The organism is Phycicoccus sonneratiae (assembly GCF_016887965.1).
GTDB classification, from domain to species: domain Bacteria; phylum Actinomycetota; class Actinomycetes; order Actinomycetales; family Dermatophilaceae; genus Phycicoccus; species Phycicoccus sonneratiae.
The window spans coordinates 56,520-80,267 of sequence record NZ_JAFDVD010000021.1; the positions used below are offsets into that span (position 1 = coordinate 56,520).

Below are 23,748 nucleotides of genomic sequence, written 5' to 3' on the forward strand. Positions count from 1 at the left end.
CCGCCAAGAGGCCGCCCCGGACGGCGTGTCGGCGGACGCTGCCCCACGAAGTGGGGGATGGAGGGACGGTCAGCCGGCGACGTCGGCCGCCTCGAGCCACTCGAGCTCGAGGGCCTCGCGCTCGTCGACGACCTCGCGCAGCTCGCGGTTGAGGCCGAGGACGCGCTCGTGGTCGGTCGCCGCCGCGGCCATCGCCGTGTGCAGGCGGTCCTCGCGCTCGGCGAGCCTGGACAGCTGCTTCTCGACGCGGGCCATCACCTTGCGTGCCTCGCGGACCTCCGCGGGGCTCGGCCCGCCGTCGGCCGCACCCGGGGCCGCACCCGCAGGGGCCACCCGGCCGGCGCCGGGGACCTCGCGCACCCCTCCCCCGCGCTCGACGAGCTCGTGGCGCCGGCGCAGGTACTCCTCGACCCCGCCGGGGAGGTCGCGCAGGGCACCGTCGCCGAGCAGGGCGAGCTGGCGGTCGCACACGCGCTCGAGCAGGTACCGGTCGTGCGAGACGACGACGAGGGTGCCGGCCCAGCCGTCGAGCAGGTCCTCGAGCGACGTGAGGGTCTCGATGTCGAGGTCGTTCGTCGGCTCGTCGAGGAGCAGGACGTTCGGCTCGTCCATGAGCAGGCGGGTGAGCTGGAGGCGTCGGCGCTCGCCACCGGAGAGGTCCCCCACGCGCGTCTGCTGCCGGGGACCGGTGAACCCCAGCCGTTGCGCGAGCTGGGACGCGGAGAGCTCCTTGCGTCCCAGGCGCACGACCGAGCGGACGTCCTCGACCGCCTCGATGACCCGACGGTCGGCCCACGCGTCGAGCTCGCGCACCTCCTGGGTGAGGAACGCGAGCCGCACGGTGACGCCGACCTTCCGTTTCCCGGCGGCGAGCGGCGCCTCGCCCGCCAGCGCCCGCAGCAGCGTCGACTTGCCCGCGCCGTTGACGCCGACCAGCCCGACCCGGTCGCCCGGGCCGAGGCGCCAGGTGAACCGGTCGAGGAGGACGCGGTCGCCGACCGTGAGCCGGGCGTCGAGCAGGTCGACGACGTCCTTGCCGAGCCGGGTCGAGGCGAAGCGCATCAGCTCGACGTCGTCGCGGGCCGGCGGCTCGTCGGCGATGAGCGCGTTGGCGGCGTCGATGCGGAACTTCGGCTTGCTCGTCCGCGCGGGCGGGCCACGGCGCAGCCAGGCGAGCTCCTTGCGCAGGAGGTTGTCGCGGCGTTCGGCGACGACGCCCGCCAGCCGCTCGCGCTCGGCCTTGGCGAGGACGAAGGCCGCGTACCCGCCCTCGTACTGGTGGACCCGGCCGTCCTCGACCTCCCACGTCTGCGTCGCGACGGCGTCGAGGAACCACCGGTCGTGGGTGATGACGACGAGGCCGGTGTCCGGGCGCGCGAAGGACCCGGAGAGGTGCTCGGCGAGCCACGCGACGCCCTCGACGTCGAGGTGGTTCGTCGGCTCGTCGAGCAGGAGCAGGTCCGGCGACGCGACGAGCAGGGCGGCGAGGGCCACGCGCCGCCGCTCGCCGCCGGAGAGCGGGCCGACCGTCGCGGACAGGCCTCCGACGACCGGGGCGTCGAGACCGCCGAGCAGCCCGACGAGCACGTCCCGCACGCGCGGGTCGGCGGCCCACTCGTGCTCGGCCATCGAGCCGAGCACCGCCTCGTGCACCGTCGAGGCGGCGTCGAGGGAGTCGTCCTGGGTGAGGACGCCGACCCGCAGGCCGCCCGTGCGCGCGACCCGGCCGTCGTCCGGCGTCCGCGTCCCGGCGAGCACCCGCAGGAGCGTCGTCTTGCCGCCGCCGTTGCGGCCGACGACGCCGATGCGGTCGCCGCCGGACACGCCGAGGGAGACGGCGTCGAGCACCTGCGAGGTGCCGAGGGCCAGGGAGGCGCGCTCGACGGAGACGAGGCTGGCCACTAGTCGACCCGGTGGTGGATGACGTGCGCGCCGTGCACCGGCCCGCTGGCCCGGCGGACGTCGCGCACCGCCCCGCTGGCGGTGAGCGCGACGGCGAGGTCGATGCCGGCCTCCGTGCCCTCGACGAGGAAGGCGATGGTCGGCCCCGAGCCCGAGACGACACCGCCGAGCGCCCCGAACTCCATCCCGTCGGAGAGCACCTCGCCGAGGTCGGGGCGCAGGCTGATCGCGGCGTCCTGGAGGTCGTTGACGAGCTGCGGCGCGAGCTCGTGGGGGTCGCCGGTGCGCAGGGCGGCCATGAGGGCCGGGGTGGCGACCGGCTCGGGGACGTCGGTGCCCTCGCGCAGCCGGTCGCACTCGGCGTAGACGGCCGGGGTCGACAGCCCGCCCTCGGCGAGCGCGAGCACCCAGTGGAAGGTCCCGCGGGTGAGGACCGGTGCGAGCATCTCGCCGCGCCCGCTGCCCATCGCGGTCCCGCCCGCGACGAGGAACGGCACGTCACTGCCCAGCTCGGCGGCCATCTCCTCGAGCTCCTCGCGGTCGAGCCCGAGGTCCCAGAGGTGGTCGAGGGCCACGAGCGTGGCGGCGGCGTCCGCGGAGCCTCCGGCCATGCCGCCGGCCACGGGGATGCCCTTGCGGATCGAGACGTGGACCGGCTCGCCGTCGTAGCGGTCGGCGACGAGGCGCGCGGCCCGCAGGGCGATGTTGTCGTCGTCGGTGGGCACGCCCTCGGCGAGCGTGCCGGACACCGAGACGCCCCACTCGTCGGCCTCCCCGACGGTGACGTCGTCGTAGAGGCTGAGGGCCTGGTACACGCTCGAGAGCGAGTGGTAGCCGTCGTCCCGGCGGGGTCCGACGAGCAGCTCGAGGTTGACCTTGGCCGGGACGCGCACGGTCACCGGGCCGGGCACGATCGGGGCCGAGGTCATGAGGTCACCCTAGCCAGAGCGCGGCACGCATCCGGGGCCGTGGGGACGGGCTGTGCCGGAAGGGCTCTCGGCGGCGACGTCAGGACGCACCCCGTGCGGCGGCGATGCGGGCGAAGGCCGCCACGTCGAGCTGCTCGCCGCGGGTGCGTGGGTCGACGCCGGCCGTGACGAGGGCCTCCTCGGCCGCGGCCGGCGACCCGGCCCATCCGGCGAGGGCGGCCCGCAGGGTCTTGCGGCGCTGGGCGAACGCGGCGTCGACGACGCGGAAGACCTCCTCGCGCGAGGCCGGGGTGGCGGGCGGCTCGCGCCGGGTGAGGGCCACGAGCCCGGAGTCGACGTTGGGCACCGGCCAGAAGACGCTGCGCGGCACCTGGCCGGCGAGCCGCACGTCGGCGTACCAGGCGGCCTTGACGCTGGGCACCCCGTACGTGCGCGAGCCCGGCCCCGCGGCGAGCCGCTCGGCGACCTCGAGCTGGACCATGACGAGCACCGAGCGCAGCTCCGGGAAGTGCTCGAGCATCCGCAGGACGACCGGGACGGAGACGTTGTACGGCAGGTTCGCGACGAGCGCGGTCGGCGCGGGGCCGGGGAGCGTGCTCACGGCGAGGGCGTCGGCGGGCACCACCTCGAGCCGGTCCGCGAGCGCCGGCGCGTGGGTGGCGACGGTGTCGGGCAGCGCCCCCGCGAGCACGGGGTCGACCTCGACGGCGACGACCCGGCGCACGACGGGCAGGAGCGCGAGGGTGAGGCTGCCGAGCCCCGGCCCGACCTCGACGACGACATCGTCCTCCCCCACGCCCGAGACGCGGACGATGCGGCGGACGGTGTTGCCGTCGACGACGAAGTTCTGCCCCCACTGCTTCGTCGGGCGGATGCCGAGCCGGCCCGCGAGGTCGCGGATCTCGGCGGCCCCGAGGAGGGCGGCGTCGGGGGCGTCGGTCACGGCGGTCACCCTAGCGAGGGTCCGGGCGCGGGGACGACGCGAGCCGCCCGCCCCGGTTGTCGGGGCGGGCGGCTCGTCGGTGCTGCTCGTCGTCAGGCGGCGTGCGCGCAGCCCCAGGGGCTGAGGCCGGCCTTCGCGTAGTAGCGGTTGGCGACGGTGATCTGCTCCTCGCGCGAGGCGAGGTCGGCCCGCGGGGCGAAGTCGTCGCCACCGTTGGCCAGCCAGGACGCGGTGGCGAACTGGAGGCCGCCGTAGTAGCCGTTGCCGGTGTTGATGTGCCAGTTGCCGCTGGACTCGCACTGGGCGATCCGGTCCCACATCGCGGCGTTGGCGAGGTTGAGGCCGGCGCCGCTGACGTTGCCGGCGCTCGGGGCGGCCGGGCGGGCCTTGGTGCCGACCTTGACGACCGCCGCGACCGGCTTCGTGAGCACGGTCTTGGAGAGGACCTTGGTCGAGGCGAGCTTGCCGTCGACGTAGCGCAGCTCGCGGGTGACCTTCTGCGAGCCGTTCCTGCCCGGCGTCACCGTCTTGGACTCGCCCTCGTACATCGAGGAGTCCTTCTGCTTGGTCGTCGGGTAGCGGAGCGCCTCGGTCTTGGTCTGCCGCTTGGTGACGACCCGCTGGAGGACGATCTTCATCCCGTCGTCGACCGGGGTGTCGAGGCCCGGGGCGACGACGTCGGCGGCGTTGCGGTTGACGCCCAGCTCGCCGAAGACACCGGACACCTTCGGGGCGGAGGTGGTGACGGTGCGGGTCTTGCCGTCGACGACGACGCTGACCTTCTTCGGGGTCGTCACGGCGAGGGCCAGGCCCTGCCGGCCGAGGGACTGCGAGCGCGAGGCGGTGAGCACCGCGCCGTCGGCGCGGACGCCGATGTCGCGCAGCGCGGAGTCGACGGTGGTGGCCGTCGTCCAGTACTCCTTCGTCTCACCGTCGACGGTGACGACGAGCTTGCGCCCGTAGCGCACCGAGATGCGGTCGCCGTCGTCGATGGCGCTGTCGAGCGAGGGCACGACGACGTCGTGCTCGCCGACGCGGATGCCCTGCTTGTCGAGGGCGTCACGGACGGTGGAGCCGAAGACGTGGACCGACTGCGGCGAACCGTCGACGCTGAGCGCCACGGCCTTGTCGAAGTGGGCGACACCGACGGAACCGACGGCGACGGCGAGAGCGGCCGCGCCCTGGGTGGCGTGGCGGATCGAGCGCGAGAGCAAGAGTTCTCCAGGGGTGGTACGTCCCGGGCACCGGTGTCGGACGCCGGCCCCGCGGGGCCCCGGCCGCAGGGGGCCGAGCGGAACACAGCGCCTCCCCGCGACACTGCCGGAAGGCGCTCCGTCCACGACGTCCGGGGCGTTCCGGCCCCGGCCATCTCCCCCCACCGTGCAGGAGGCACCACCCGAAGGTCAAGTTTCGGTAACGGCCGTCTCTCAGGAAGGGACGCCGACCGATGCCTCGTACGCCTCATGAGTCACACGCGTCACTCGGCCCGTGCGGGGTGGACCACTCGGCGCCGGTTTCGTCACACCCGTCGCACGGGGCGGGTCACCAGGGGCCGTAGAGCCGCTCGGCGTTGCCCGAGAGCGCCTCGCAGAGCGTCGGCACGGCGACACCGAGCACCGAGGCCATGACCCGCACGGTCAGCGGCACGAGGACCGGGCTGTTCGACGCCCCGCGCCACGGGTGGGGCGTGAGGTACGGCGCGTCGGTCTCGACGAGGAGCAGCTCGAGGGGGGTGACGGCGAGGGCGTCGCGCAGGTCCTTGGCACTCTTGAAGGTGACCGTGCCGCTGAACGACAGGTGGTAGCCCCGGGCGACGCACTCGCGGGCCATGTCGAGGTCGCCGGAGAAGCAGTGCATCACCGTGCGCTCCGGGGCGCCCTCGTCGGCGAGGACCCGCAGGACGTCGGCGTGGGCGTCGCGGTCGTGGATCTGGAGGGTGAGACCGGCGCGCTTGGCGAGGTCGACGTGCCGCCGGAAGGACTCCTCCTGCACGGCATGCCCCTCGGGGCCGGTGCGGAAGAAGTCGAGCCCCGTCTCCCCGACGACCCGCACGCGGGGGTGCGCGGCGAGCTCCTCGATGCGCGCCAGGGCGTCGTCGAGCCGGCCCGCCGCGGCAAGGCCCGGGACCTCGTTGGGGTGCAGCGCGACCCCGGCCAGCACCGACGGGTACCGCTCGGCCGCGGCCACCGCGAACTCCGCGCCCGGCAGGTCGCACCCGATCTGCACGACCCGGTCGACGCCCACGGCGGCCGCCGCCCGCAGCACCGGCCCGAGGTCGTCGACCCGCACCTCGTCGCCCTCGCGGCTGACGTCGAGGTGGGTGTGGTTGTCCACGACCGCGATCGGCAGCGGGTCGGGCGCCACCGGCTCCCCGCGCCGACTCGGCTGCGACGTCACGCTCAGCCCTCCGCGAGGGCCAGCTCGTCGTCGACGACGGACTCGTCGAGCTTGGTGAACACCGGCGCCGGCTTGGCCACCGGCGTGCCGACCACCACCGGTCGCGACTCCCACCGCGGGAAGTCCGAGTACTCACCGGTGATCACCGGCCACGAGCGCCCCTCGTCGTCGGGGTCGAGTCCGGTGACGGTCTCGAGCCGAGGCATCGGGACGAGGTCGCCCTCGTTCCCGAGCGCCCGGTGCACCCGGTTCGCGGCGTGCGGCAGGAACGGCGAGAGCATCGTGTTGAGGTCGCTGACGCACTGCACGAGGGTGTGGAGTACGGTCGCGAGCCGCTCGCGCTGGTCCTCGCCCTTGAGCTTGAACGGCTCGGTGCGTGACACGTAGGCGTTGACCTCGCCGACGACCCGCATCGCCTCGGCGATGGCCGCCTTCTGCCGGTGCCGCTCGAGCAGCGTTCCGACGGAACCGAACCCGGCGAGCACGGTCGCGCGGACCTCCTCGTCGACGGGCTCGAGGACCCCCGGCCGCGGCACCTCGCCGAAGTTCTTGGCGACCATCGCCGCGGTGCGCGACACGAGGTTGCCCCAGCCGGCGACGAGCTCGGAGTTGTTGCGCTGGACGAACTCGCGCCAGGTGAAGTTGGCGTCCTGGTTCTCGGGGCCGGCCGCGCAGATGAAGTAGCGGATGCCGTCCGGGCCGTAGCGGTCGAGGACGTCGCGCACGCGCACGACGTAGCCGCGCGAGGTGGAGAACTGCTTGCCCTCCATCGTCAGGAACTCGCTGGAGACCACCTCGGTGGGCAGGTTCAGCTCACCGTAGGTACCGGGCTCCCCTCCGCGAGAGCCCCGCCCGGCATAGCCGAGCAGCTCGGCCGGCCAGATCTGGGAGTGGAAGGTGATGTTGTCCTTGCCCATGAAGTAGTACGAGAGCGCCTCGGGGTCGTTCCACCACTCGCGCCAGCGCTCGGGCTCGCCGAGCCGTCGGGCCCACTCGATGGACGCCGAGAGGTAGCCGATGACGGCGTCGAACCACACGTAGAGGCGCTTGGCGTGGTTGTCGCGCCAGCCGTCGAGCGGCACCGGGATGCCCCAGTCGATGTCGCGGGTCATGGCCCGGGGCTTGATGTCGTCGAGGATGTTGAGGCTGAACTTGATGACGTTCGGCCGCCACGAACCCGAGGCGTCACGGCCGGCGAGCCACTCGCGCAGCGCGTCGGCGAGCGCCGGCAGGTCGAGGAAGAAGTGCTGCGTCTCGACGAACTCCGGTGTCTCACCGTTGATCTTGCTGCGGGGGTTGATGAGGTCCTCGGGCTCGAGCTGGTTGCCGCAGTTGTCGCACTGGTCGCCGCGGGCATCGGGGTAGTGGCAGATTGGGCACTCGCCCTCGATGAACCGGTCCGGCAGGGTGCGGCCGGTGGACGGCGAGATGGCGCCCTGCTGGGTGCGCTCGACCATGTAGCCGTTGAGCCAGTTCTGCCGGAACAGCTCCTGGGCGACGGCGTAGTGGTTGGCCGTCGTCGTGCGCGTGTAGAGGTCGTAGGTGCACCCGAGGTCGGCGAGCTCGCCGGCGATGACCGCGTGGTTCGTGTCGACGAACTCGCGGGGCGTGACGCCGGCCTGGTCGGCGAGGACGAGGATCGGGGTGCCGTGCTCGTCGGAGCCGCTGACCATGAGCACGTCGTGGCCCGCCATCCGCATGTACCGGCTGAAGACGTCGGACGGCACACCGAACCCGGCGACGTGGCCGAGGTGGCGCGGACCGTTGGCGTACGGCCAGGCGACGGCGGAGAGGACCTTCATGACCCGAATCCTAGGCGTCGGCCGCAAGCGGGTTCCGGCGGCCACCCGGCACCGGAGGCGTCAGCGGGTCCACTCGTACGGGGTCGTCGTCGTGACCCTCACGAGCCCGGAGCGCTCGAGGATGGGCCGGGAGTACTCCGTCGAGTCGCTGTGCAGCACCGTCTTCCCCAGGCGCAGGGCCGAGCGGGCCCGCTCGGCGGTCAGCGCCCGGTAGATGCCCCGGCCGCGCCACCCCGGCAGCGTCGCTCCGCCCCACACGCCGGCGACCTGGGTGCTGGGCACCGGTTCGAGGCGCCCGGAGCTGACGATGCGGCCGCCGGCCTCGGCGACCCAGAGCTCCATGTCCGGGTCGCGCGCCAGCCGGAAGAGCAGGTCGTCGGCCCGCCGCGAGGAGACCGGGTCGCCGAACGCCTCGTCGGCGGCGGCGCTCATCGCCCGGACATCCTCCTCGGTCGTGACGCGGCGCAGCGTGACGTCCTCCGGCAGCGGGACGTCGACGGCGAGCCCGGCGGCGGGGCCCATCATCACGGACTCGACCTCGCCGGGGACGAAGCCGTGGTCGACGAGGGCGTCGTGCAGACCCGGCGCGACGTCGTGGCCCCGGGTCTTCCACTCGACGTCGGTGACGGCCGGGTCGGCCGCGAACCGGGCCCGCACCTCGCCGACCCAGCCGCGGACCGTGGCGGCGTCGGCGCCCCCGAGGTCGCGGTAGGAGACGAACCCCCGCCCGCCGGGGAAGGTCGCGAGCCGGAGCGGACCGAGCCGCTCGAGGGACGCCGCGCCCGGCGTCTCGGCGTCGGTGCGCAGCTGGTCGTCGTAGATCCGCAGGAGGGCGGCGGGGTCGGTGTCCACGCCCCGGATCCTCTCGTCCCGGCGACGCCCCGACCACCGGGTTTCGGTACCCGGCCACCACACAACGGTTCGGTCACGGCGGAACGCGCCGGGACTACCCTGACGTCGGAGCGGTGTTCGCTCTCCGGGTGCGGCCGCGTCGGGCGGTCGCCGCAGGTCAGGAGGTCGCCGTGCTGGCTGCCCTCACCGGGATGGGTCTGTCCGCGGCCGCGGGCCTCAACGCCTACATCCCCTTCCTCGTCGTGGCGCTCCTCGCGCGGTTCACCGACGTCGTCACGCTCCCCTCCGGCTACGAGTGGATGGAGAGCGGCTGGGCGATCGGGGTCGGGGCCGTCCTCCTCCTCGCCGAGGTCGTCCTCGACAAGGTGCCGGCGGTCGACACCGTCAACGACGCGATCCAGACCTTCATCCGCCCCAGCATGGGCGGCCTGATCTTCGCCGCGACCACGGCCGCCGCCGAGATAGACCGCTCGACGTGGATGGCCGACCACCCCTGGGTGTCGGTGGTCCTCGGGGTCGTCATCTCCGGGCTCGTGCACACCGGGAAGATGGCGGCGCGGCCCGTCGTCAACGGCGCGACCGTCGGCTTCGGCGGGCCGGTCGTCTCCACCGTCGAGGACGGCGCCTCCATCGGCCTGTCCGTCATCGCCGTCCTCGCCCCGGTCTTCGTCGTCGTGGCGCTAGGCCTGCTCGCGTGGCTCCTCGTCTGGATGTGGTTGCGGGTGCGCGACTGGCGCCGGTCACGCCGACCTCCGTCGTACGCGGGGCCCTGAGGTCCGGTCAGCCGAGGTCGGGCACGTCGCCCGCCGCCGGGGGCTGCCACACCGTGGCGCGCTCCCACCCGGTCGTCGTGAGGTCGACGGCCCCCTTGCCGGACACCGCGACCCGCAGCACCTCGCCACCGCCCGCCGCCGCCACCCACACGCGGGCGCCGCCGTCCTCGGTCCCGAGCCGCCAGGCGGGCCGACCCTCCACCTCGTCGTCGACGACGGGCGCGGGGTCCTCCTCGAGGGCGGCCACGGCGGGCCGGGAGAACGTCGCCTCCAGCACGCCGCGCAGGGTCTCGGGCCCGACGGCCCGTGCGTCGGCCGCGCGCACCGGGGCCCACGTCCCGACCCGGGCCCGCGCGTCGGCGGCGTTCGGGGTGCGGGTCCGCCAGAACGCCTCGTCACCGGCCAGCCAGTGGCCGTCCCCGACGGTGAGGACCACCGCCGTGCCCCGGCCCCGCACCGCCCGGACGAGCCGCTGGTTCGCGCCCGACGCCGACCCCTCGAGGTCGATGCGGACCGCGGCGGCCCCGGTGCCGAGCGTGCCGACGAGGTGGCCGGACTCGGCCGCGAGCGCGAAGGTGCGGGCGTCGCGGAAGGCGTCGGCGGTCGCCGGCAGCGACGGCGTGGGCGTGGGGGCGGCGGAGGTCCGCTCCGGCAGCCGGGCCGAGCCGAGCGCGGAGCACCCGGCGAGGGCGAGCAGCAGGACGGTGAGGACCGCGCCGACCGCGGCCCCGACCCCGGCCGCGGGCCGCCGGGGACCGCGCGTCACCGGGCCTCGTGGAGGGCGTGGACGAGGAGCGGGACGGCCCCGCGCAGGAACGGCTCGCGCCGCGCCGCCGGCAGCCGCACCGCCGTGACGAGCAGGCCCTCGACCGCGGCGACGACCACGACGGCGTCCTCGGCGGGCTTCGGGCGGCCGGCCCGCTCGCCGAGCCCGGCGACGGTGCGCAGCAAGCCGTCGCGCCACCGCTCGAAGACCTCCATCAGCTCGGGCTGACGGGCCGCCTCGAGGGACAGCTCGGCCTGGGCCCGGACGAGGGAGGGGTCGCGCACCCACCCGACGGTCAGCTCGGTGACCGCCGCCGACACGGCCACGGGGTCGCCGGCACACCCCTCGAGGTCGTCGCCGAGCGCCTCGACGCGCTGCTCGAGCGCCCGCCCGACGTACTCGGCGAGGGCGACGAGGAGCGCGCCACGGGTGCGCAGGTAGGCCGAGCAGGTGCCCTCCGGCAGACCGGCCCGCGCGTCGACGGCTCGGTGGGTGAGGCCCCGCAGCCCGCTGTCGGCGACGACCTCGACCGCGGCGGCGAGCAGCTCGGCCCGACGGCCGGTGGGCGCGGCCGGGCGGAGGTCGGGGCTGGTCGACGAGGTCATCCACGCCATTGTGCCGCCCCGCGTCCGACGCGACCGGCGGCCGGGGGAACAGCCGGGTGGCGCCTCGCGTTCTACTTCTGTAGAATCCTCTACATCCGTAGAAAGGAGTCGGCCATGGGACCGATCACCGGACTGTCCGTCATCGCCACCACCCTCCTCTGGACGAGCGTGGTCCTCGGGCTCGTCGTCGCGGGGCTCAGCCTCGCCGTCGTCGCCCCCGTCCTCACCCGCTCGCGCGAGGACCGTCGGCGCCGCCACCTGAGCATCCCCGCGTACTACCGCCTGACGCCGGCGCACTGACCCACCGCCGCGTCGCGGGCACCCGCCACCGGGCCACCCGCGACGCGGCGACGTCCAGCCTCCTCCCAGCGCGGTCGCGGCCGACACACCGGTCCGGCGACCTACGCTGGCCCCCATGCGACGCCGCCTCCTCACCGAGACCTGGCTCGTGCTCGGCGTCTCGCTCGGGTCCTCCGCGATCTACGCGCTGCTACGTATCGTCGACCGGCTGACCCGCCCCGAACGGCTCTCGCAGCAGACCGCCGCGATGAACACCTCGGTCACCCCCGACCGGCCCTGGCTCGACGTCGCCTACCAGCTCGTCGGCATCGGGCTGGCGCTCGTCCCCGTGCTGCTGGCCCTCCACCTGCTGCGTCGCGACGACCCCGACGAGCCGCACACGATGGGCTTCGACCTGCGCCGCCCCGGGCAGGACCTCTGGCGCGGCGCGGCACTCGCGGCCGTCGTCGGCATCCCCGGCCTCGGGCTCTACCTCGTCGCGAAGGCCGCGGGCCTCAACACGACCGTCGCCGCCGCCAACCTCGTCGGCGCGGCGTGGTTCACCGTGCCGCTCCTCGTCCTCGCCGCCGCGCAGAACGCGGTGCTCGAGGAGACGATCATGGTCGGGTACCTCTTCCGCCGCTGGCGCGAGGCCGGCTGGGGCACCTGGCGGGTCATCGTCACCTCGGCCCTCGTCCGCGGGACCTACCACCTGTACCAGGGGTTCGGCGGGTTCGTCGGCAACGTCGTCATGGGCCTGCTCTTCGGGTGGCTCTACACCCGGACCAAGCGCGTCATGCCGCTCGTCGTCGCACACACCGTCCTCGACGTCGTCGCCTTCGTCGGGTACTCACTCGTCAAGCCGCACGTCTCCTGGCTCTGAGCCGTCGCTGACGAGGCGGGCGGTCAGCCGCGCAGGGCGGTGCGCAGGTCCTTGTTGAGCGTGGAGATGACGTCCTGCGGGATGCCCTTGGGGCAGGCCTGCGAGCAGGCGCCGACGTTGGTGCAGCCGCCGAAGCCCTCCTCGTCGTGCTGGTCGACCATCGAGACGACCCGGGCCATCCGCTCGGGCTGGCCCTGGGGCAGCTCGGAGAGGTGGGTGACCTTGGCGCCCATGAAGAGCATCGCGCTGGCGTTCGGGCAGGCGGCGACGCAGGCCCCGCAGCCGATGCACTCGGCGGCCATGAACGCGCGGTCGGCGGCCGGCTTCGGCACCGGCGCCGCGTGGGCGTCGGGGGCCGACCCGGTGTTCGCGGAGATGTAGCCGCCGGCCTGGATGATGCGGTCGAAGGCGCCGCGGTCGACGACGAGGTCCTTGATGACCGGGAAGGCGTTGGCCCGCCACGGCTCGATGGTGATGACCTCGCCGTCGCTGAAGCTGCGCATGTGCAGCTGGCAGGTCGTCGTCTTCTCGGGGCCGTGCGCCTCGCCGGAGATCATCAGGCCGCACATGCCGCAGATGCCCTCGCGGCAGTCGGAGTCGAACGCGATGGGCTCCTCGCCCTTGGCGTTGAGCTGCTCGTTGAGGACGTCGAGCATCTCGAGGAAGCTCATGTCCTCGCTGATGTCCGTGACCTTGTAGGTGACCATCTCGCCCGGGTGACGGGGACCGGCCTGCCGCCAGATCTTGAGGGTGAGGTTCATGCGCGAAGTCCTCGGTGGGTGTCGGTGGTGTGGTGCGGGAAGCGGCGAGCCGTCACTTGTAGCTCCGCTGCTTGAGCTCGATGGCCTCGTAGACGAGGTCCTCCTTGTGGAGCACCGGCGTCGACATCTGGCCGTCGCCGTCGCCGCCGGAGAACTCCCACGCCGCGACGTAGAGGAACTCGTCGTCGTGGCGCAGCGCCTCGCCGTCCTCGGTCTGGCTCTCGGCCCGGAAGTGGCCGCCGCAGGACTCGCGGCGGTGCAGGGCGTCGATGCACATGAGTTCGCCGAGCTCGAGGAAGTCGGCGACACGGCCGGCCTTCTCGAGGCTCTGGTTGAGCGTGTCGGCGGCACCGAGCACGCGGACGTTGCGCCAGAACTCCTCGCGCAGACCGCGGATGAGGTCGATGGCCTTGAGCAGCCCCTCCTCGGAGCGCTCCATCCCGCAGTACTCCCACATGATGTTGCCGAGCTCGCGGTGGAAGGAGTCGACGCTGCGCTCGCCGTTGATCTCGAGCAGGCGCGTGGTGCGCTCCTCGACGCGGGTGCGGGCCTCGACGACGGCCGGGTGGTCCGCGGCGAGCTTGTCGAACGGGCCCTTGGCGAGGTAGTCGCGGATCGTGTTCGGGAGGACGAAGTACCCGTCGGCCAGGCCCTGCATCAGCGCCGAGGCGCCGAGGCGGTTGGCCCCGTGGTCGCTGAAGTTCGCCTCGCCGGTGACGAAGAGGCCGGGGATGCTCGACTGGAGGTCGTAGTCGACCCAGAGCCCGCCCATGACGTAGTGCACGGCCGGGTAGATCCGCATCGGGGTCTCGTACGGGTTCTCGCCGGTGATCCGGGCGTACATGTCGAAGAGGTTGCCGTACTTCGACTCCACGGCGTCGCGGCCCAGGCGCTGGATCGCGTCGGCGAAGTCGAGGTAGACGCCCCGGCGGAAGTCGCCGACCATCGGGCCGACGCCGCGGCCCTCGTCGCAGACGTTCTTGGCCTGCCGCGAGGCGATGTCGCGCGGGACGAGGTTGCCGAACGAGGGATAGATCCGCTCGAGGTAGTAGTCGCGGTCCTCCTCGGGGATCTGGCGCGGGTCCTTGTCGCAGTCCTCGCGGTTCTTCGGCACCCAGATGCGGCCGTCGTTGCGCAGCGACTCCGACATGAGGGTCAGCTTCGACTGGTGCTCGCCGGAGACCGGGATGCACGTCGGGTGGATCTGCGTGTAGCAGGGGTTGGCCATGTAGGCGCCCTTGCGGTGCGCCCGCCAGGAGGCGGTGACGTTGCTGCCCATCGCGTTGGTCGACAGGAAGAAGACGTTGCCGTAGCCACCGGAGGCGAGGACGACGGCGTCGGCGAGGTGGGTCTCGATCTCGCCGGTCACGAGGTCACGGACGATGACGCCGCGCGCCCGGCCGTCGGCGACGACGAGCTCGAGCATCTCGTGGCGGGTGAACTGCTCGACGGTCTTCGCGGCGACCTGCCGCTCGAGGGCCTGGTAGGCGCCGATGAGCAGCTGCTGGCCGGTCTGGCCGCGGGCGTAGAAGGTGCGCGAGACCTGCACGCCGCCGAAGGACCGGTTGTCGAGGAGACCGCCGTACTCGCGGGCGAAGGGGACGCCCTGCGCGACGCACTGGTCGATGATGTTCGCGCTCACCTCGGCGAGGCGGTAGACGTTGGTCTCGCGCGAGCGGTAGTCGCCGCCCTTGACCGTGTCGTAGAAGAGGCGGAAGACCGAGTCGCCGTCCTCCTTGTAGTTCTTCGCCGCGTTGATGCCGCCCTGGGCCGCGATGGAGTGCGCGCGGCGCGGGGAGTCCTGGAAGCAGAAGACCTTGACGTTGTAGCCGGCCTCGCCGAGCGTCGCGGCGGCCGAGCCGCCCGCGAGCCCGGTGCCGATGATGATGACGTCGAGCTTGCGGCGGTTGGCGGGGTTGACGAGCGCGGCGTCGAACTTGCGCTGCGTCCACTTGCCGGCGATGGGGCCGGCCGGGGCCTTGGTGTCGGCGACCGGCTCGCCCTCGGTGTAGAGGCCGTGGGCGATCCCGGCGTTGACGGTGGTGTCGGTCATCGGTTCTGTGCCCTCACTTGATCAGGCCGAAGAGGATGGCGAGCGGTGGGATGAGGAAGCCGACGACGACCACGGCGGAGACGGCGTGGCCGACGAGCTTGGCGCGACGGTAGGCGTGCGGGGTCATCGTCCAGCCGAGGGTCTGCTGCGCGCTGAAGACACCGTGCGAGAGGTGGAAGGCCAGCGCGACCATCGCGAGGACGTAGAGCAGGGTCAGCCACGGCACCTGGAAGCTCGCGACGACGAGCTCGTAGGGGTTCTGCTGCACGTCCGGACCCTGCTTGTCCGGGTTGACCGAGAACTTGAGGATCGTGAACTGGAGCAGGTGCCACCCGATGAAGAGGAGCAGGAAGACCCCGCCCCAGCGCATCCACGCCGTGCGCATCGCGGTCTTCACGGCGGCGTACTTCGTGCGCCGGGCGTTGCCCGCGCGGCTCCACAGGGCGAAGGCCGAGTAGGCGTGGCCGACGAGGCTGGCCAGCAGAACGACCCGGATCACCCAGAGCAGGCCGCCGTACGGGAGCATCGGCTCGCCGATGGTGCGCAGGTGCTCGGCGTAGGTGTTGAACGCCTCCTCCCCCGCGAGCGCCTTGAGGTTGCCGTACATGTGGAGGAGGACGTACAGGACGAACACGAGGCCGGTCGCTGCCATGAGGACCTTGAGGCCGATCGTGGTCCGCCGTGCCGTCCCCGCGCGCGAGGGAGTCAGTGTGGCCACGGAGGGAACCCTAGCCCCCGCTCCGCACCGGATCGACCGCTGTCGAGGGCTGGTGCGGTGTGACATTCACCCGGTTACCCCGAGGTAGCCGCAGGTGGCGGGCGGTCTACGCGCGGCGGGCGGCGACGGCCGCGTCGTAGAGCGCCTTCTTCGACAGCCCGGTGGCCGAGGCGACCTCGGCGCAGACGTCCTTGAGCCGTTCGCCGGCTGCTGTGCGCGACAGCACCTCAGGGAGGACGTCGTCGAGCCCGGCCGCCGGACCGGTGGCCCCCGCGACGACGACGGTGATCTCGCCGCGCGCGTGCTCCTCGGCCCACGCGGCAAGCTCGGCGAGCGGGCCGCGGCGCACCTCCTCGTAGGTCTTGGTCAGCTCACGGCAGACGGCGGCCGGACGCTCGGGGCCGAACGCGGAGGCCATCGAGGCGAGGGCCCGGGCCAGCCGGTGCGGGGCCTCGAAGAAGACCATCGTCCGGGGCTCGGCCGCCAGCGCCGCCAGGGCCCGCTCGCGCTCGCCCTCCTTGCGCGGCAGGAAGCCCTCGAAGCAGAAGCGGTCGACCGGCAGCCCGGAGACGGCGAGCGCCGTGAGGACGGCCGACGGCCCCGGCACCGAGGTGACCCGGACCCCGGCGGCGACGGCCGCGGCCACGAGCCGGTAGCCGGGGTCGGAGACCGAGGGCATCCCGGCGTCCGTGACGACGACGACCCGGGCCCCCCCGAGCATCGCCTCGACGAGGTCTCCGGAGCGGCCGGACTCGTTGTGCTCGTGGAAGGAGACGACCCGGCCGGAGAGCTCGACCCCGAGCTCTCCGCAGAGGCGACGCAGCCGGCGGGTGTCCTCGGCGGCGACGACGTCGGCGGTGGCGAGCTCGTCGCGCAGCCGCGGCGGGGCGTCGCGCGGGTCGCCGATCGGGGTGGCCGCGAGGACGAGGACGCCGGCGCTCATCCCGCGATCCTCGCACGGCCCGTCGGGGTCGCAGGTGGCCCACCTACGATGTGCCGGTGACCCGGACCGACGAGCTGCGCCACCGCCTGCTCGGGGTCCGGCCCACCGACACCCTGTGGGGGTGGCTGGGCCCGGGGCTCATCGCCCTCGTCGGCGGCGTCCTGCGCTTCTGGGACCTCGCGCGGCCGCAGGCGCTGGTCTTCGACGAGACGTACTACGTCAAGCAGGGCTGGTCGATGATCCGCTTCGGGGTCGAGATGCGGACGCTGTCCTCGCTCAAGAAGCCGGACGAGGCCTTCGTCGGCGGCAACCCCGACGTCTTCAGCACGGTCGACGGCGACTTCGTCGTGCACCCACCGGTCGGCAAGTGGGTCATCGGGCTCGGGGAGTGGCTCGTCGGCCCGGAGTCCGGGTGGGGCTGGCGGTTCTCGGTGGCGCTCCTCGGGACGCTGTCGATCCTCATCCTGGGGCGGGTCGCCCGGCGGATGTTCGGGTCGACCGCCCTGGGGTGCGTGGCGGCGTTCCTCCTGGCGTTCGAGGGCTCGCACTTCGTGATGTCGCGCACCGGCATCCTCGACATCATCGTCATGTTCTTCGCGCTGTGCGCCTTCGCGGCGCTGCTCGTCGACCGCGACCGCAGCCGCGAGGTGCTGGCGCGGAAGGTCGGGGCGCTGGGGCGCGGCGAGTGGCCCGGTGGCGGCGGTCCGTGGCTCGGCTGGCGGCCGTGGCGCTGGGTGGCCGGCGTCTCGCTCGGGCTGTGCACGGGGACGAAGTGGTCGGGGCTGTTCTTCCTCGCGGCCTTCGGGCTGATGACCGTCTGGTGGGACCTCGGGGCGCGGCGCGCGGCCGGGGTCCGTCACTGGGCGCGTGGCGGGCTCCTCCGGGACGGGCCGTTCGCGGCGGTGCAGCTGGTGCTGACGGCGGCGGTGGTCTACACGGTGTCGTGGACCGGGTGGTTCCTCTCCGACAACGGCTACCACCGGCACTGGGACCGCTACAACCCCGGCGAGGGGGTGCAGTGGCTGCCGTCGGTGGTGCGGAACTGGCTGAAGTACCACCAGGACGCGTTCACCTTCAACACGACGCTGCACACCCCGCACCCGTACCAGTCGAACCCGTGGTCGTGGCTGCTCCAGACCCGGCCCACGTCCTTCTACTACGAGAGCCCGAAGCAGGGGGTCGACGGCTGCACCGTCGCGCAGTGCTCGCAGGCGATCAACCCGATCGGCACGATCTCGGTGTGGTGGGTCGGCATCCTCGCGCTGCTCGTCGTCCTCTGGTGGTGGCTGGTGCGCCGCGACTGGCGGGCCGGGGCGATCGCGGCCGGCATCGTCGGCGGCTACCTGCCGTGGTTCGTCTACCAGGACCGGACCATCTACACCTTCTACGCCGTGGCCTTCGAGCCGTGGGTGGTGCTCGCGGTGACCTTCCTCGTCGGGCTGTGGGTCGGGCAGCGCTCGGCGGACCCGGCGCGCTGGCGGGTGCGCGTGTACGTCGTCGGCGGGTACCTCGCGCTCACCCTCGCGCTGTTCGCGTTCTTCCACCCCGTGTACGTGGCGGACACGATCCCGTACGACCACTGGCACTGGCGGATGTGGTTCCCCAGCTGGATCTGAGGTCGCGGCCGAGGCTCACCGGCGGTGTCGGTGGGGCGGCGTAGGTTCGGGTCATGTTCCTCCTCGGCGACGACGCGCGGCTGGTCCTCAGCGCGTCCGACCTGCGCACCGCGTCGCAGTGCGAGTTCGCCCTGGTGCGGCAGCTCGACGTCGTCCGGGGGCTGGCCGCGTCGGTCGAGGACCCCGACGACCCGATGCTCGCCCGCGTCTCGGCCCTCGGCGACCAGCACGAGAACGCCGAGCTGCGCCGTCTCGGCCGCGAGCACCCCGGCGGCGTGCGGCAGCTGCCCTCCCCCGACTACTCGCCGGCCGGGCTCGCCGAGGCGATGGGCCGGACCCTCGAGGCGCTCGCCGGCGACGCGCAGGTGCTCTCGCAGGCCACGCTCTTCGACGGCCGGTTCGTCGGGCGCGCCGACTTCCTCGAGCGCTCGCCGCAGGGCTGGGTCGTCAGCGACACCAAGCTGGCCCGCCACGAGAACGTCCCGGCGCTGCTCCAGGTCGCGGCCTACGCGGCCCTGCTCGACGAGGCCGGGGTGCCGGTCGCTCCCGTCGCGCGGCTCGTGCTCGGCGACGGCGTCGTGCGCGACGTCCCGCTCGGCGACGTGCTGCCGGTGTACCGGTCGCGCCGGGCGCGGCTCGAGTCGCTGCTCGCCGACCACCTCGCCGAGGGTGGGGCGGCGATGTGGGGCGACCCGCGCTGGCTGGCCTGTGGCCGCTGCCCGGTGTGCTCCGCGGAGGCCGAGGCCGCCCGCGACCTGCTGCTCGTCGCCGGGATGCGGGGCCCGACCCGCCGGCGGCTCCTCGACGCCGGCATCACGACGCTCGAGGAGCTCGCGGCGTCCACCGGCCCGGTCCTCGACGTGCGGGCGGCGATGCTCGAGCGCCTGCGGGCCCAGGCCCGGCTCCAGCAGGAGCAGGACGCCGACCCGCTCGGGCGAGTGCGTCACGAGGTCGTCGGGCCCGCGGCGCTGCGGCTGATGCCGCCGCCCAGCGAGGGCGACGTCTTCTTCGACTTCGAGGGCGACCCGTTGTGGCAGGAGCCCGGCTCGTCCGTCTGGGGTCTCGAGTACCTCTTCGGGATGGTCGAGACCGATTCCGGCGCACCGCGGTTCCGCGCCTTCTGGGCCCACGACCGGCACGAGGAGCGGCAGGCGCTCGTCGACTTCGTCGACCACCTCGCCGAGCGGCGGCGTCGCTGGCCCGACCTGCACGTCTACCACTACGCGCCCTACGAGCCGGCCGAGATGCTGCGGATGGCCGCCCGCCACGGGGTCTACGAGGACGAGGTCGACCAGCTGCTGCGCGAGGGCGTGTTCGTCGACCTCTACTCGGTCGTGCGGGCCGGCATCCGGGTCTCGCAGCGCTCGTACTCCATCAAGAAGCTCGAGCCGCTCTACATGGAGGCGCGCGAGGGCGACGTCCAGGGCGGCGCCGAGAGCATCGTCGTCTACCACCAGTTCACGGCGGCGCGCATCGAGGGGCGCGATGACGAGGCGGCGACGCTCATTGCCGAGATCGCGCACTACAACGAGGACGACTGCCTCTCGACGCTCCGGCTCCGTGACTGGCTGCTCGACCGGCGCCGCGAGCTCTTCGGCGACGACTGGAGCCTGCCGGCACCGGACGAGGTGTCCGAGGTCGTCGTCAGCGAGAAGCGGCAGGTGGCCCTCGACCTCGAGGCGGCCGTGCGGGGGCTCGTGGCCGATGTCGTCGCCGCCGAGCGCACCGACGCCGACCACGCCGTCGCGCTCGTCGGGTCCGCCGTCCTGTTCCACGCGCGCGAGGACAAGCCGAAGTGGCAGGAGCACTTCGAGCGGCTCCGGCTGCCGGTCGGCGACTGGCGCTCGGCGGAGGGCGTCTTCCTCGTCGAGTCCGCCGAGGTCGTGCGCGACTGGTGGCAGGCCACGCCGCGCCAGCGACCGCGCCGCACGGTCCGGCTGCACGGTGAACCGATGCGGCAGAACGGCATCGGGGTGGGTGCCGCGGTCTCGGCCGTGTACGGGGCGCCGCCGCCGCTCGGCATCGTCGCCGAGCGCCTGCACGCCAACGCCCGCTCGACCGCCACCATCACGGTGCTCGAGGTCGAGGACCGCCTCGCCGAGAACGGCCGGCTGCACCAGAGCCTGCTCGTCGAGGAGCTCCAGCCCAAGGACGGCGAGCCGCACGTCGACGTGCCCGTCGCCCTCGTGCCCAACGACAACGTCAGCTCGGCGCCCATCGACCGCGCGCTCGCCGAGGTCGCGGAGGCGGTCCGAGACACCGGGCGGGTGCCGGTCGGCGCCGGCACCGACGTGCTCCTCCGGGTGCCGCCCAGGTTGCGCGGTGGTGACGCGCTGCCGCCGGTGGGTCCGGGGCCCGACGGGTACGTCGACGCCATCACCGCCGCGCTGCTCGGGATGGACGACTCCTACGTCGCGGTCCAGGGGCCGCCCGGCACCGGCAAGACGCACGTCGGCGCGCACGTCGTCGCCCGGCTCGTCGAGCAGGGCTGGGCGGTCGGGGTCTGCGCGCAGAGCCACGCCGCCGTCGAGAACGTGCTGACCAAGATCGTGTCGTCGACGGGGGTGGCGGGCGAGCAGGTGGGCAAGGTGGCCCGGGCCACGACCGACCCGGCGTGGACCGCTCTCGGCAAGGCCGACGAGCTCGCCGGGTTCGCGGCCGGGCACCGGGCGGCCGGCCGCGGGTACGTCGTCGGCGGGACGGCGTGGGACCTCACGAACCCGGCCCGGGTCGGGCGCGGGCAGCTCGACCTGCTCGTCGTCGACGAGGCCGGTCAGTTCTCGCTCGCCAAGACCCTCGCGGTGTCGGTGGCGGCTCGTCGCCTGCTGCTGCTCGGTGACCCGCAGCAGCTGCCGCAGGTCACCACCGGGGTCCACGCCGAGCCGATCGATCTCGCGGCCCTGGCCTGGCTGGCGCGCGGCGAGTCCGTGCTGCCCCCCGAGCTCGGCTACTTCCTCGCCACGACCTGGCGGATGCACCCCGCCCTCACCGCACCGGTGTCCCGGCTGGCGTACGACGGGCGGCTGCACGCGCAGGAGGCCGTGACGGCGGTCCGCACGCTGGAGGGCATCGACCCGGGACTGCACGTGCGGCTCGTCGAGCACCGCGACAACTCGACGACCTCGGTCGAGGAGGCCGAGGTGGTCCTCGACCTCGTCCGCGACCTGCTCGGCCGGTCGTGGTCCGACCCGGGCGAGCGCGACGACGACGGCCGGCCGCTGGGCGCGCGCCCGCTCGCCGAGCGCGACGTCATCGTCATCACGCCGTACAACGCCCAGGTCGGGCTGCTCCGGCGGGTGCTCGACGACGCCGGGCTGCCGCAGGTGGCGGTCGGCACCGTCGACAAGTTCCAAGGTCAGGAAGCGGCCGTGGCCATCCTGTCGATGGCCGCGTCGTCGCACTCCGACGTCTCGCGCGGGATGGGCTTCCTCCTCGACCGGCACCGGCTCAACGTCGCGATCTCGCGCGCGAAGCACTCGGCCTTCGTCGTGCGCTCGCAGGTGCTCACCGACTTCTCGCCGCGCACCCCCGACGAGCTGCTCGCCCTCGGCGCGTTCCTCCGCCTCTGCGACGGCGCCGTGACCTCCGAGCGCGTCGGCGAGCCGCACCCCGTCGCCTGACCGGTGCCCGTCCGCACGCCGGCCCGCGCGACGCACGCGTGGCCCGCGCCCGCGATGCAACCATTGCCGCCCCCGGCCGCGTGTAGTAGGTGTCTGGGAAGGACGGATGCACGCTGATGGCCCGACGCGACGGCGACGACTTCCTCGACTTCGCGGCGGCGATGGGTCCGCGGATGCGTCGCACGGCCTTCCTCCTGTGCGGGGACTGGGACCGCGCCGGCGACATCGTGCAGGAGTCACTGATCCGCCTGTACGTCGCGTGGCCGCGGTTGGAGCCGGGGCCCGGCATGAGCAGCTACGCCCGGCGGACCGTCGTCCACGTGCACGCCGATTGGGCCCGCAAGCGCTCGAGCCAGGAGGTCGTCACCGACGTGCTGCCCCAGCAGCAGGTCGACGACGCCACGGCCGGCATCCCCGAGCGCGTGGTGCTCATGAACGCACTGGCAGCGCTGCCCGAACGGCAACGAGCGTGCGTCGTCCTGCGTTACTACGAGGACCTCGGCGTGGCCGAGGTGGCGACGCTGCTGGGCTGTCGGGAGGGGACGGTCAAGAGCCAGACCGCCCGGGGGATCGGCGCACTGCGTCGGGCGTACCAGCGGGCGGGAGGGGACCTGGGGGTCGACGACCGGGGACCGAGGGAGGAACCGGCATGGTGACCGACCTGCGCGCGGCGCTGCACGAAGCCGTCGACGACGAGCCGACCGGAGGCGTCGACGTCGTCGCGGCCCTGGCCGGGGGGCGGCACCGGGTGCGCCGCCGCCGCGTGCTCGCCGGGGCCGGCGCCGCGGCCACGGTCGTCGCGGGGGTGGTCGCCGTCCTCGCCGGCTCGGCCATCACCGGGCCCGACCGCGCCGTGGCCCCGCTCCCGGCCGGACCACCGCCGCTCGAGGTGCGCCGCGTCGTCGAGTTCGACAGCGCGCAGCCGGCCCCGCTGGACGTCCTCACCTCCACCCGGACGCTGTGGCGGGACCCGGTGCACGACCAGGACACCGACCGCTTCGTCGGGCTCACGGACGACGGGCTCGCGGTGCGCACCCGGTTCACCGCGGACGGTGTGCGGACGGAGGTCGCCCTCGTCGACCCCGCCACCGGCCGGACCACCCGGCTCCCGGACCCGGACCCCGGCGTCGGTGAGATCCGGGCGGTGTCACTCACGGCGGACCGGTTGGTCTTCCTCGTCGGGCGCCAGCACTACACCGATGCCGTCCTCACCTTCGACCGCGCAGCGGGCACCTGGTCCCAGCACTCGGTCTCCACGACCGACGAGGTGGGCCGGTTCTTCGGGTGGCAGGCGACGCTCGGCACCGACGACCGGGTCTACCTCGCGGGCGAGTCCCTGGCGCTGCGCTGGTGGTCGACCGGCACCACGGAGGGTCCGCTGGTTCACGAGGCCGGGCTCGACGGCCGTGCCGTCGCGTGGAACACCGACGAACGCGCCACGGTCGACCAGCGCGGTGAGGTCCGCCTCGAGCGCGGAGGCACCACTCAGGTGCTCGCCGAGCGGGCGCCGCGGGGTTGCACTCCGCCCGCCGACAGCAGCACGGCGGCGCCTCCCTCGATCGGCTTTTCCGGCTCCATGCTCGTCGTCCTGTTCGCGTGCACGGAGGGACGGCAGATCGTCGCCTTCGACGACTCCGGGTCGGCCGTTGCGACCCTGCCCCCGCGCGCCGTCACCGACCTCTCGATCGGCGCCGAGGGCGTCCTGTTCGCCGTCGGCGACCGGCAGGACCTGTACCTCTTCGAGCCGTCCACCGCACGGCTGCGGACCCTCGGACGGCACCTGCACGAGGAGGGTCTCCACACCGCTCACGGATTGGTGCTGTGGAACGAGCCCGGCCCCGAGGACTCCGACCAGGTGCTGGACATCGTGTACACGGTCGCGGCCCTGCCCTGAGTGCCGGTGCAC

At 73.6% G+C, this 23,748-nt stretch carries 20 protein-coding genes; 7 read left to right on the forward strand and 13 right to left on the reverse strand.

The annotated features are described in order from the left end of the window. Positions 1-69: 69 nt before the first annotated feature. The 7 genes from JQN70_RS17030 to JQN70_RS17060 all read right to left on the reverse strand — a co-directional run bounded on the left by JQN70_RS17030 (position 70) and on the right by JQN70_RS17060 (position 8,825). The gene (locus JQN70_RS17030; RefSeq protein WP_204132574.1) at positions 70-1,902 is read right to left on the reverse strand and encodes an ABC-F family ATP-binding cassette domain-containing protein; all 1,833 of its coding nucleotides are present in this window, start codon (positions 1,900-1,902) and stop codon (positions 70-72) included. Continuing rightward, positions 1,902-2,831, reverse strand: coding sequence for a 4-(cytidine 5'-diphospho)-2-C-methyl-D-erythritol kinase (locus tag JQN70_RS17035; protein ID WP_204132575.1), 930 nt, complete (start codon positions 2,829-2,831; stop codon positions 1,902-1,904). The genes JQN70_RS17030 and JQN70_RS17035 overlap by 1 nt, the downstream gene beginning before the upstream one ends. A 79-nt stretch (positions 2,832-2,910) precedes the next feature. Then, on the reverse strand, positions 2,911-3,774 hold the full coding sequence (rsmA, locus tag JQN70_RS17040; protein ID WP_204132576.1) for a 16S rRNA (adenine(1518)-N(6)/adenine(1519)-N(6))-dimethyltransferase RsmA: 864 nt from the start codon (positions 3,772-3,774) through the stop codon (positions 2,911-2,913). Positions 3,775-3,866: 92 nt separating this feature from the next. Beyond that, entirely contained in the window at positions 3,867-4,988 is a 1,122-nt protein-coding gene (locus JQN70_RS17045; RefSeq protein ID WP_204132577.1) for a resuscitation-promoting factor, read from the reverse strand. Between the two features lie 328 nt (positions 4,989-5,316). Further along, a complete protein-coding gene (locus JQN70_RS17050; RefSeq protein ID WP_239111775.1) occupies positions 5,317-6,177 on the reverse strand; it encodes a TatD family hydrolase in 861 nt (286 codons plus the stop codon). Continuing rightward, on the reverse strand, positions 6,174-7,973 hold the full coding sequence (gene metG / locus JQN70_RS17055) for a methionine--tRNA ligase (protein WP_204132579.1): 1,800 nt from the start codon (positions 7,971-7,973) through the stop codon (positions 6,174-6,176). The genes JQN70_RS17050 and metG overlap by 4 nt, the downstream gene beginning before the upstream one ends. Positions 7,974-8,033: 60 nt before the next feature. Continuing rightward, positions 8,034-8,825 carry a GNAT family N-acetyltransferase gene (locus JQN70_RS17060; protein WP_204132580.1) on the reverse strand — a complete coding sequence of 264 codons (792 nt, stop codon included), beginning with the start codon at positions 8,823-8,825 and terminating at the stop codon, positions 8,034-8,036. Positions 8,826-8,995: 170 nt separating this feature from the next. Here JQN70_RS17060 and JQN70_RS17065 point away from each other — a divergent pair, with 170 nt between their 5' ends. After that, positions 8,996-9,598 carry a DUF4126 domain-containing protein gene (locus tag JQN70_RS17065; protein ID WP_204132581.1) on the forward strand — a complete coding sequence of 201 codons (603 nt, stop codon included), beginning with the start codon at positions 8,996-8,998 and terminating at the stop codon, positions 9,596-9,598. A gap of 7 nt (positions 9,599-9,605) precedes the next feature. Here the strand turns inward: JQN70_RS17065 and JQN70_RS17070 are convergent, their stop codons facing one another. Both JQN70_RS17070 and JQN70_RS17075 read right to left on the reverse strand, forming a co-directional pair. Then, positions 9,606-10,364, reverse strand: coding sequence for a hypothetical protein (locus tag JQN70_RS17070; protein WP_204132582.1), 759 nt, complete (start codon positions 10,362-10,364; stop codon positions 9,606-9,608). After that, on the reverse strand, positions 10,361-10,969 hold the full coding sequence (locus JQN70_RS17075) for a TetR/AcrR family transcriptional regulator (RefSeq protein ID WP_204132583.1): 609 nt from the start codon (positions 10,967-10,969) through the stop codon (positions 10,361-10,363). The genes JQN70_RS17070 and JQN70_RS17075 overlap by 4 nt, the downstream gene beginning before the upstream one ends. Positions 10,970-11,083: 114 nt before the next feature. On the opposite strand from JQN70_RS17075, the gene JQN70_RS17080 reads away from it, so the two are divergent. Both JQN70_RS17080 and JQN70_RS17085 read left to right on the forward strand, forming a co-directional pair. Next, positions 11,084-11,269 (forward strand): hypothetical protein, encoded by a 186-nt coding sequence (locus JQN70_RS17080; RefSeq protein ID WP_204132584.1) that lies wholly within the window; start codon positions 11,084-11,086, stop codon positions 11,267-11,269. Between the two features lie 115 nt (positions 11,270-11,384). Further along, a complete protein-coding gene (locus JQN70_RS17085) occupies positions 11,385-12,131 on the forward strand; it encodes a CPBP family intramembrane glutamic endopeptidase (protein ID WP_204132585.1) in 747 nt (248 codons plus the stop codon). Between the two features lie 23 nt (positions 12,132-12,154). Here the strand turns inward: JQN70_RS17085 and JQN70_RS17090 are convergent, their stop codons facing one another. The 4 genes from JQN70_RS17090 to rsmI form a co-directional block, all read right to left on the reverse strand. Then, positions 12,155-12,892: a succinate dehydrogenase/fumarate reductase iron-sulfur subunit gene (locus tag JQN70_RS17090; RefSeq protein ID WP_204132586.1), complete on the reverse strand. Its 738-nt coding sequence runs from the start codon at positions 12,890-12,892 to the stop codon at positions 12,155-12,157. A 52-nt stretch (positions 12,893-12,944) separates the two neighbouring features. Continuing rightward, the gene (locus JQN70_RS17095) at positions 12,945-14,945 is read right to left on the reverse strand and encodes a fumarate reductase/succinate dehydrogenase flavoprotein subunit (RefSeq protein ID WP_204132587.1); all 2,001 of its coding nucleotides are present in this window, start codon (positions 14,943-14,945) and stop codon (positions 12,945-12,947) included. A 13-nt stretch (positions 14,946-14,958) separates the two neighbouring features. Then, positions 14,959-15,663, reverse strand: coding sequence for a succinate dehydrogenase cytochrome b subunit (locus JQN70_RS17100; RefSeq protein WP_307836050.1), 705 nt, complete (start codon positions 15,661-15,663; stop codon positions 14,959-14,961). Positions 15,664-15,769: 106 nt separating this feature from the next. After that, positions 15,770-16,606 carry a 16S rRNA (cytidine(1402)-2'-O)-methyltransferase gene (gene rsmI / locus JQN70_RS17105; protein ID WP_204132589.1) on the reverse strand — a complete coding sequence of 279 codons (837 nt, stop codon included), beginning with the start codon at positions 16,604-16,606 and terminating at the stop codon, positions 15,770-15,772. Between the two features lie 56 nt (positions 16,607-16,662). Here rsmI and JQN70_RS17110 point away from each other — a divergent pair, with 56 nt between their 5' ends. The 4 genes from JQN70_RS17110 to JQN70_RS17125 all read left to right on the forward strand — a co-directional run bounded on the left by JQN70_RS17110 (position 16,663) and on the right by JQN70_RS17125 (position 23,736). Next, positions 16,663-18,222 carry a dolichyl-phosphate-mannose--protein mannosyltransferase gene (locus JQN70_RS17110; protein ID WP_204132590.1) on the forward strand — a complete coding sequence of 520 codons (1,560 nt, stop codon included), beginning with the start codon at positions 16,663-16,665 and terminating at the stop codon, positions 18,220-18,222. Positions 18,223-18,275: 53 nt separating this feature from the next. Beyond that, on the forward strand, positions 18,276-21,842 hold the full coding sequence (locus tag JQN70_RS17115) for a TM0106 family RecB-like putative nuclease (RefSeq protein WP_204132591.1): 3,567 nt from the start codon (positions 18,276-18,278) through the stop codon (positions 21,840-21,842). A gap of 116 nt (positions 21,843-21,958) precedes the next feature. Continuing rightward, complete coding sequence (locus tag JQN70_RS17120; protein WP_204132592.1) at positions 21,959-22,498, forward strand: SigE family RNA polymerase sigma factor; 540 nt, start codon at positions 21,959-21,961, stop codon at positions 22,496-22,498. After that, entirely contained in the window at positions 22,492-23,736 is a 1,245-nt protein-coding gene (locus JQN70_RS17125; RefSeq protein WP_204132593.1) for a hypothetical protein, read from the forward strand. The genes JQN70_RS17120 and JQN70_RS17125 overlap by 7 nt, the downstream gene beginning before the upstream one ends. Positions 23,737-23,748 lie beyond the last annotated feature (12 nt).

Bases quoted from the DNA above. Each gene is read 5' to 3' on its own strand.
- JQN70_RS17125 (WP_204132593.1), top strand. From the start codon at position 22,492: ATGGTGACCGACCTGCGCGCGGCGCTGCACGAAGCCGTCGACGACGAG.
- JQN70_RS17090 (WP_204132586.1), bottom strand. From the start codon at position 12,892: ATGAACCTCACCCTCAAGATCTGGCGGCAGGCCGGTCCCCGTCACCCG.
- JQN70_RS17115 (WP_204132591.1), top strand. From the start codon at position 18,276: ATGTTCCTCCTCGGCGACGACGCGCGGCTGGTCCTCAGCGCGTCCGAC.
- JQN70_RS17085 (WP_204132585.1), top strand. From the start codon at position 11,385: ATGCGACGCCGCCTCCTCACCGAGACCTGGCTCGTGCTCGGCGTCTCG.
- JQN70_RS17080 (WP_204132584.1), top strand. From the start codon at position 11,084: ATGGGACCGATCACCGGACTGTCCGTCATCGCCACCACCCTCCTCTGG.
- rsmI (WP_204132589.1), bottom strand. From the start codon at position 16,606: ATGAGCGCCGGCGTCCTCGTCCTCGCGGCCACCCCGATCGGCGACCCG.
- JQN70_RS17075 (WP_204132583.1), bottom strand. From the start codon at position 10,969: ATGACCTCGTCGACCAGCCCCGACCTCCGCCCGGCCGCGCCCACCGGC.
- JQN70_RS17035 (WP_204132575.1), bottom strand. From the start codon at position 2,831: ATGACCTCGGCCCCGATCGTGCCCGGCCCGGTGACCGTGCGCGTCCCG.
- JQN70_RS17120 (WP_204132592.1), top strand. From the start codon at position 21,959: ATGGCCCGACGCGACGGCGACGACTTCCTCGACTTCGCGGCGGCGATG.
- metG (WP_204132579.1), bottom strand. From the start codon at position 7,973: ATGAAGGTCCTCTCCGCCGTCGCCTGGCCGTACGCCAACGGTCCGCGC.
- JQN70_RS17095 (WP_204132587.1), bottom strand. From the start codon at position 14,945: ATGACCGACACCACCGTCAACGCCGGGATCGCCCACGGCCTCTACACC.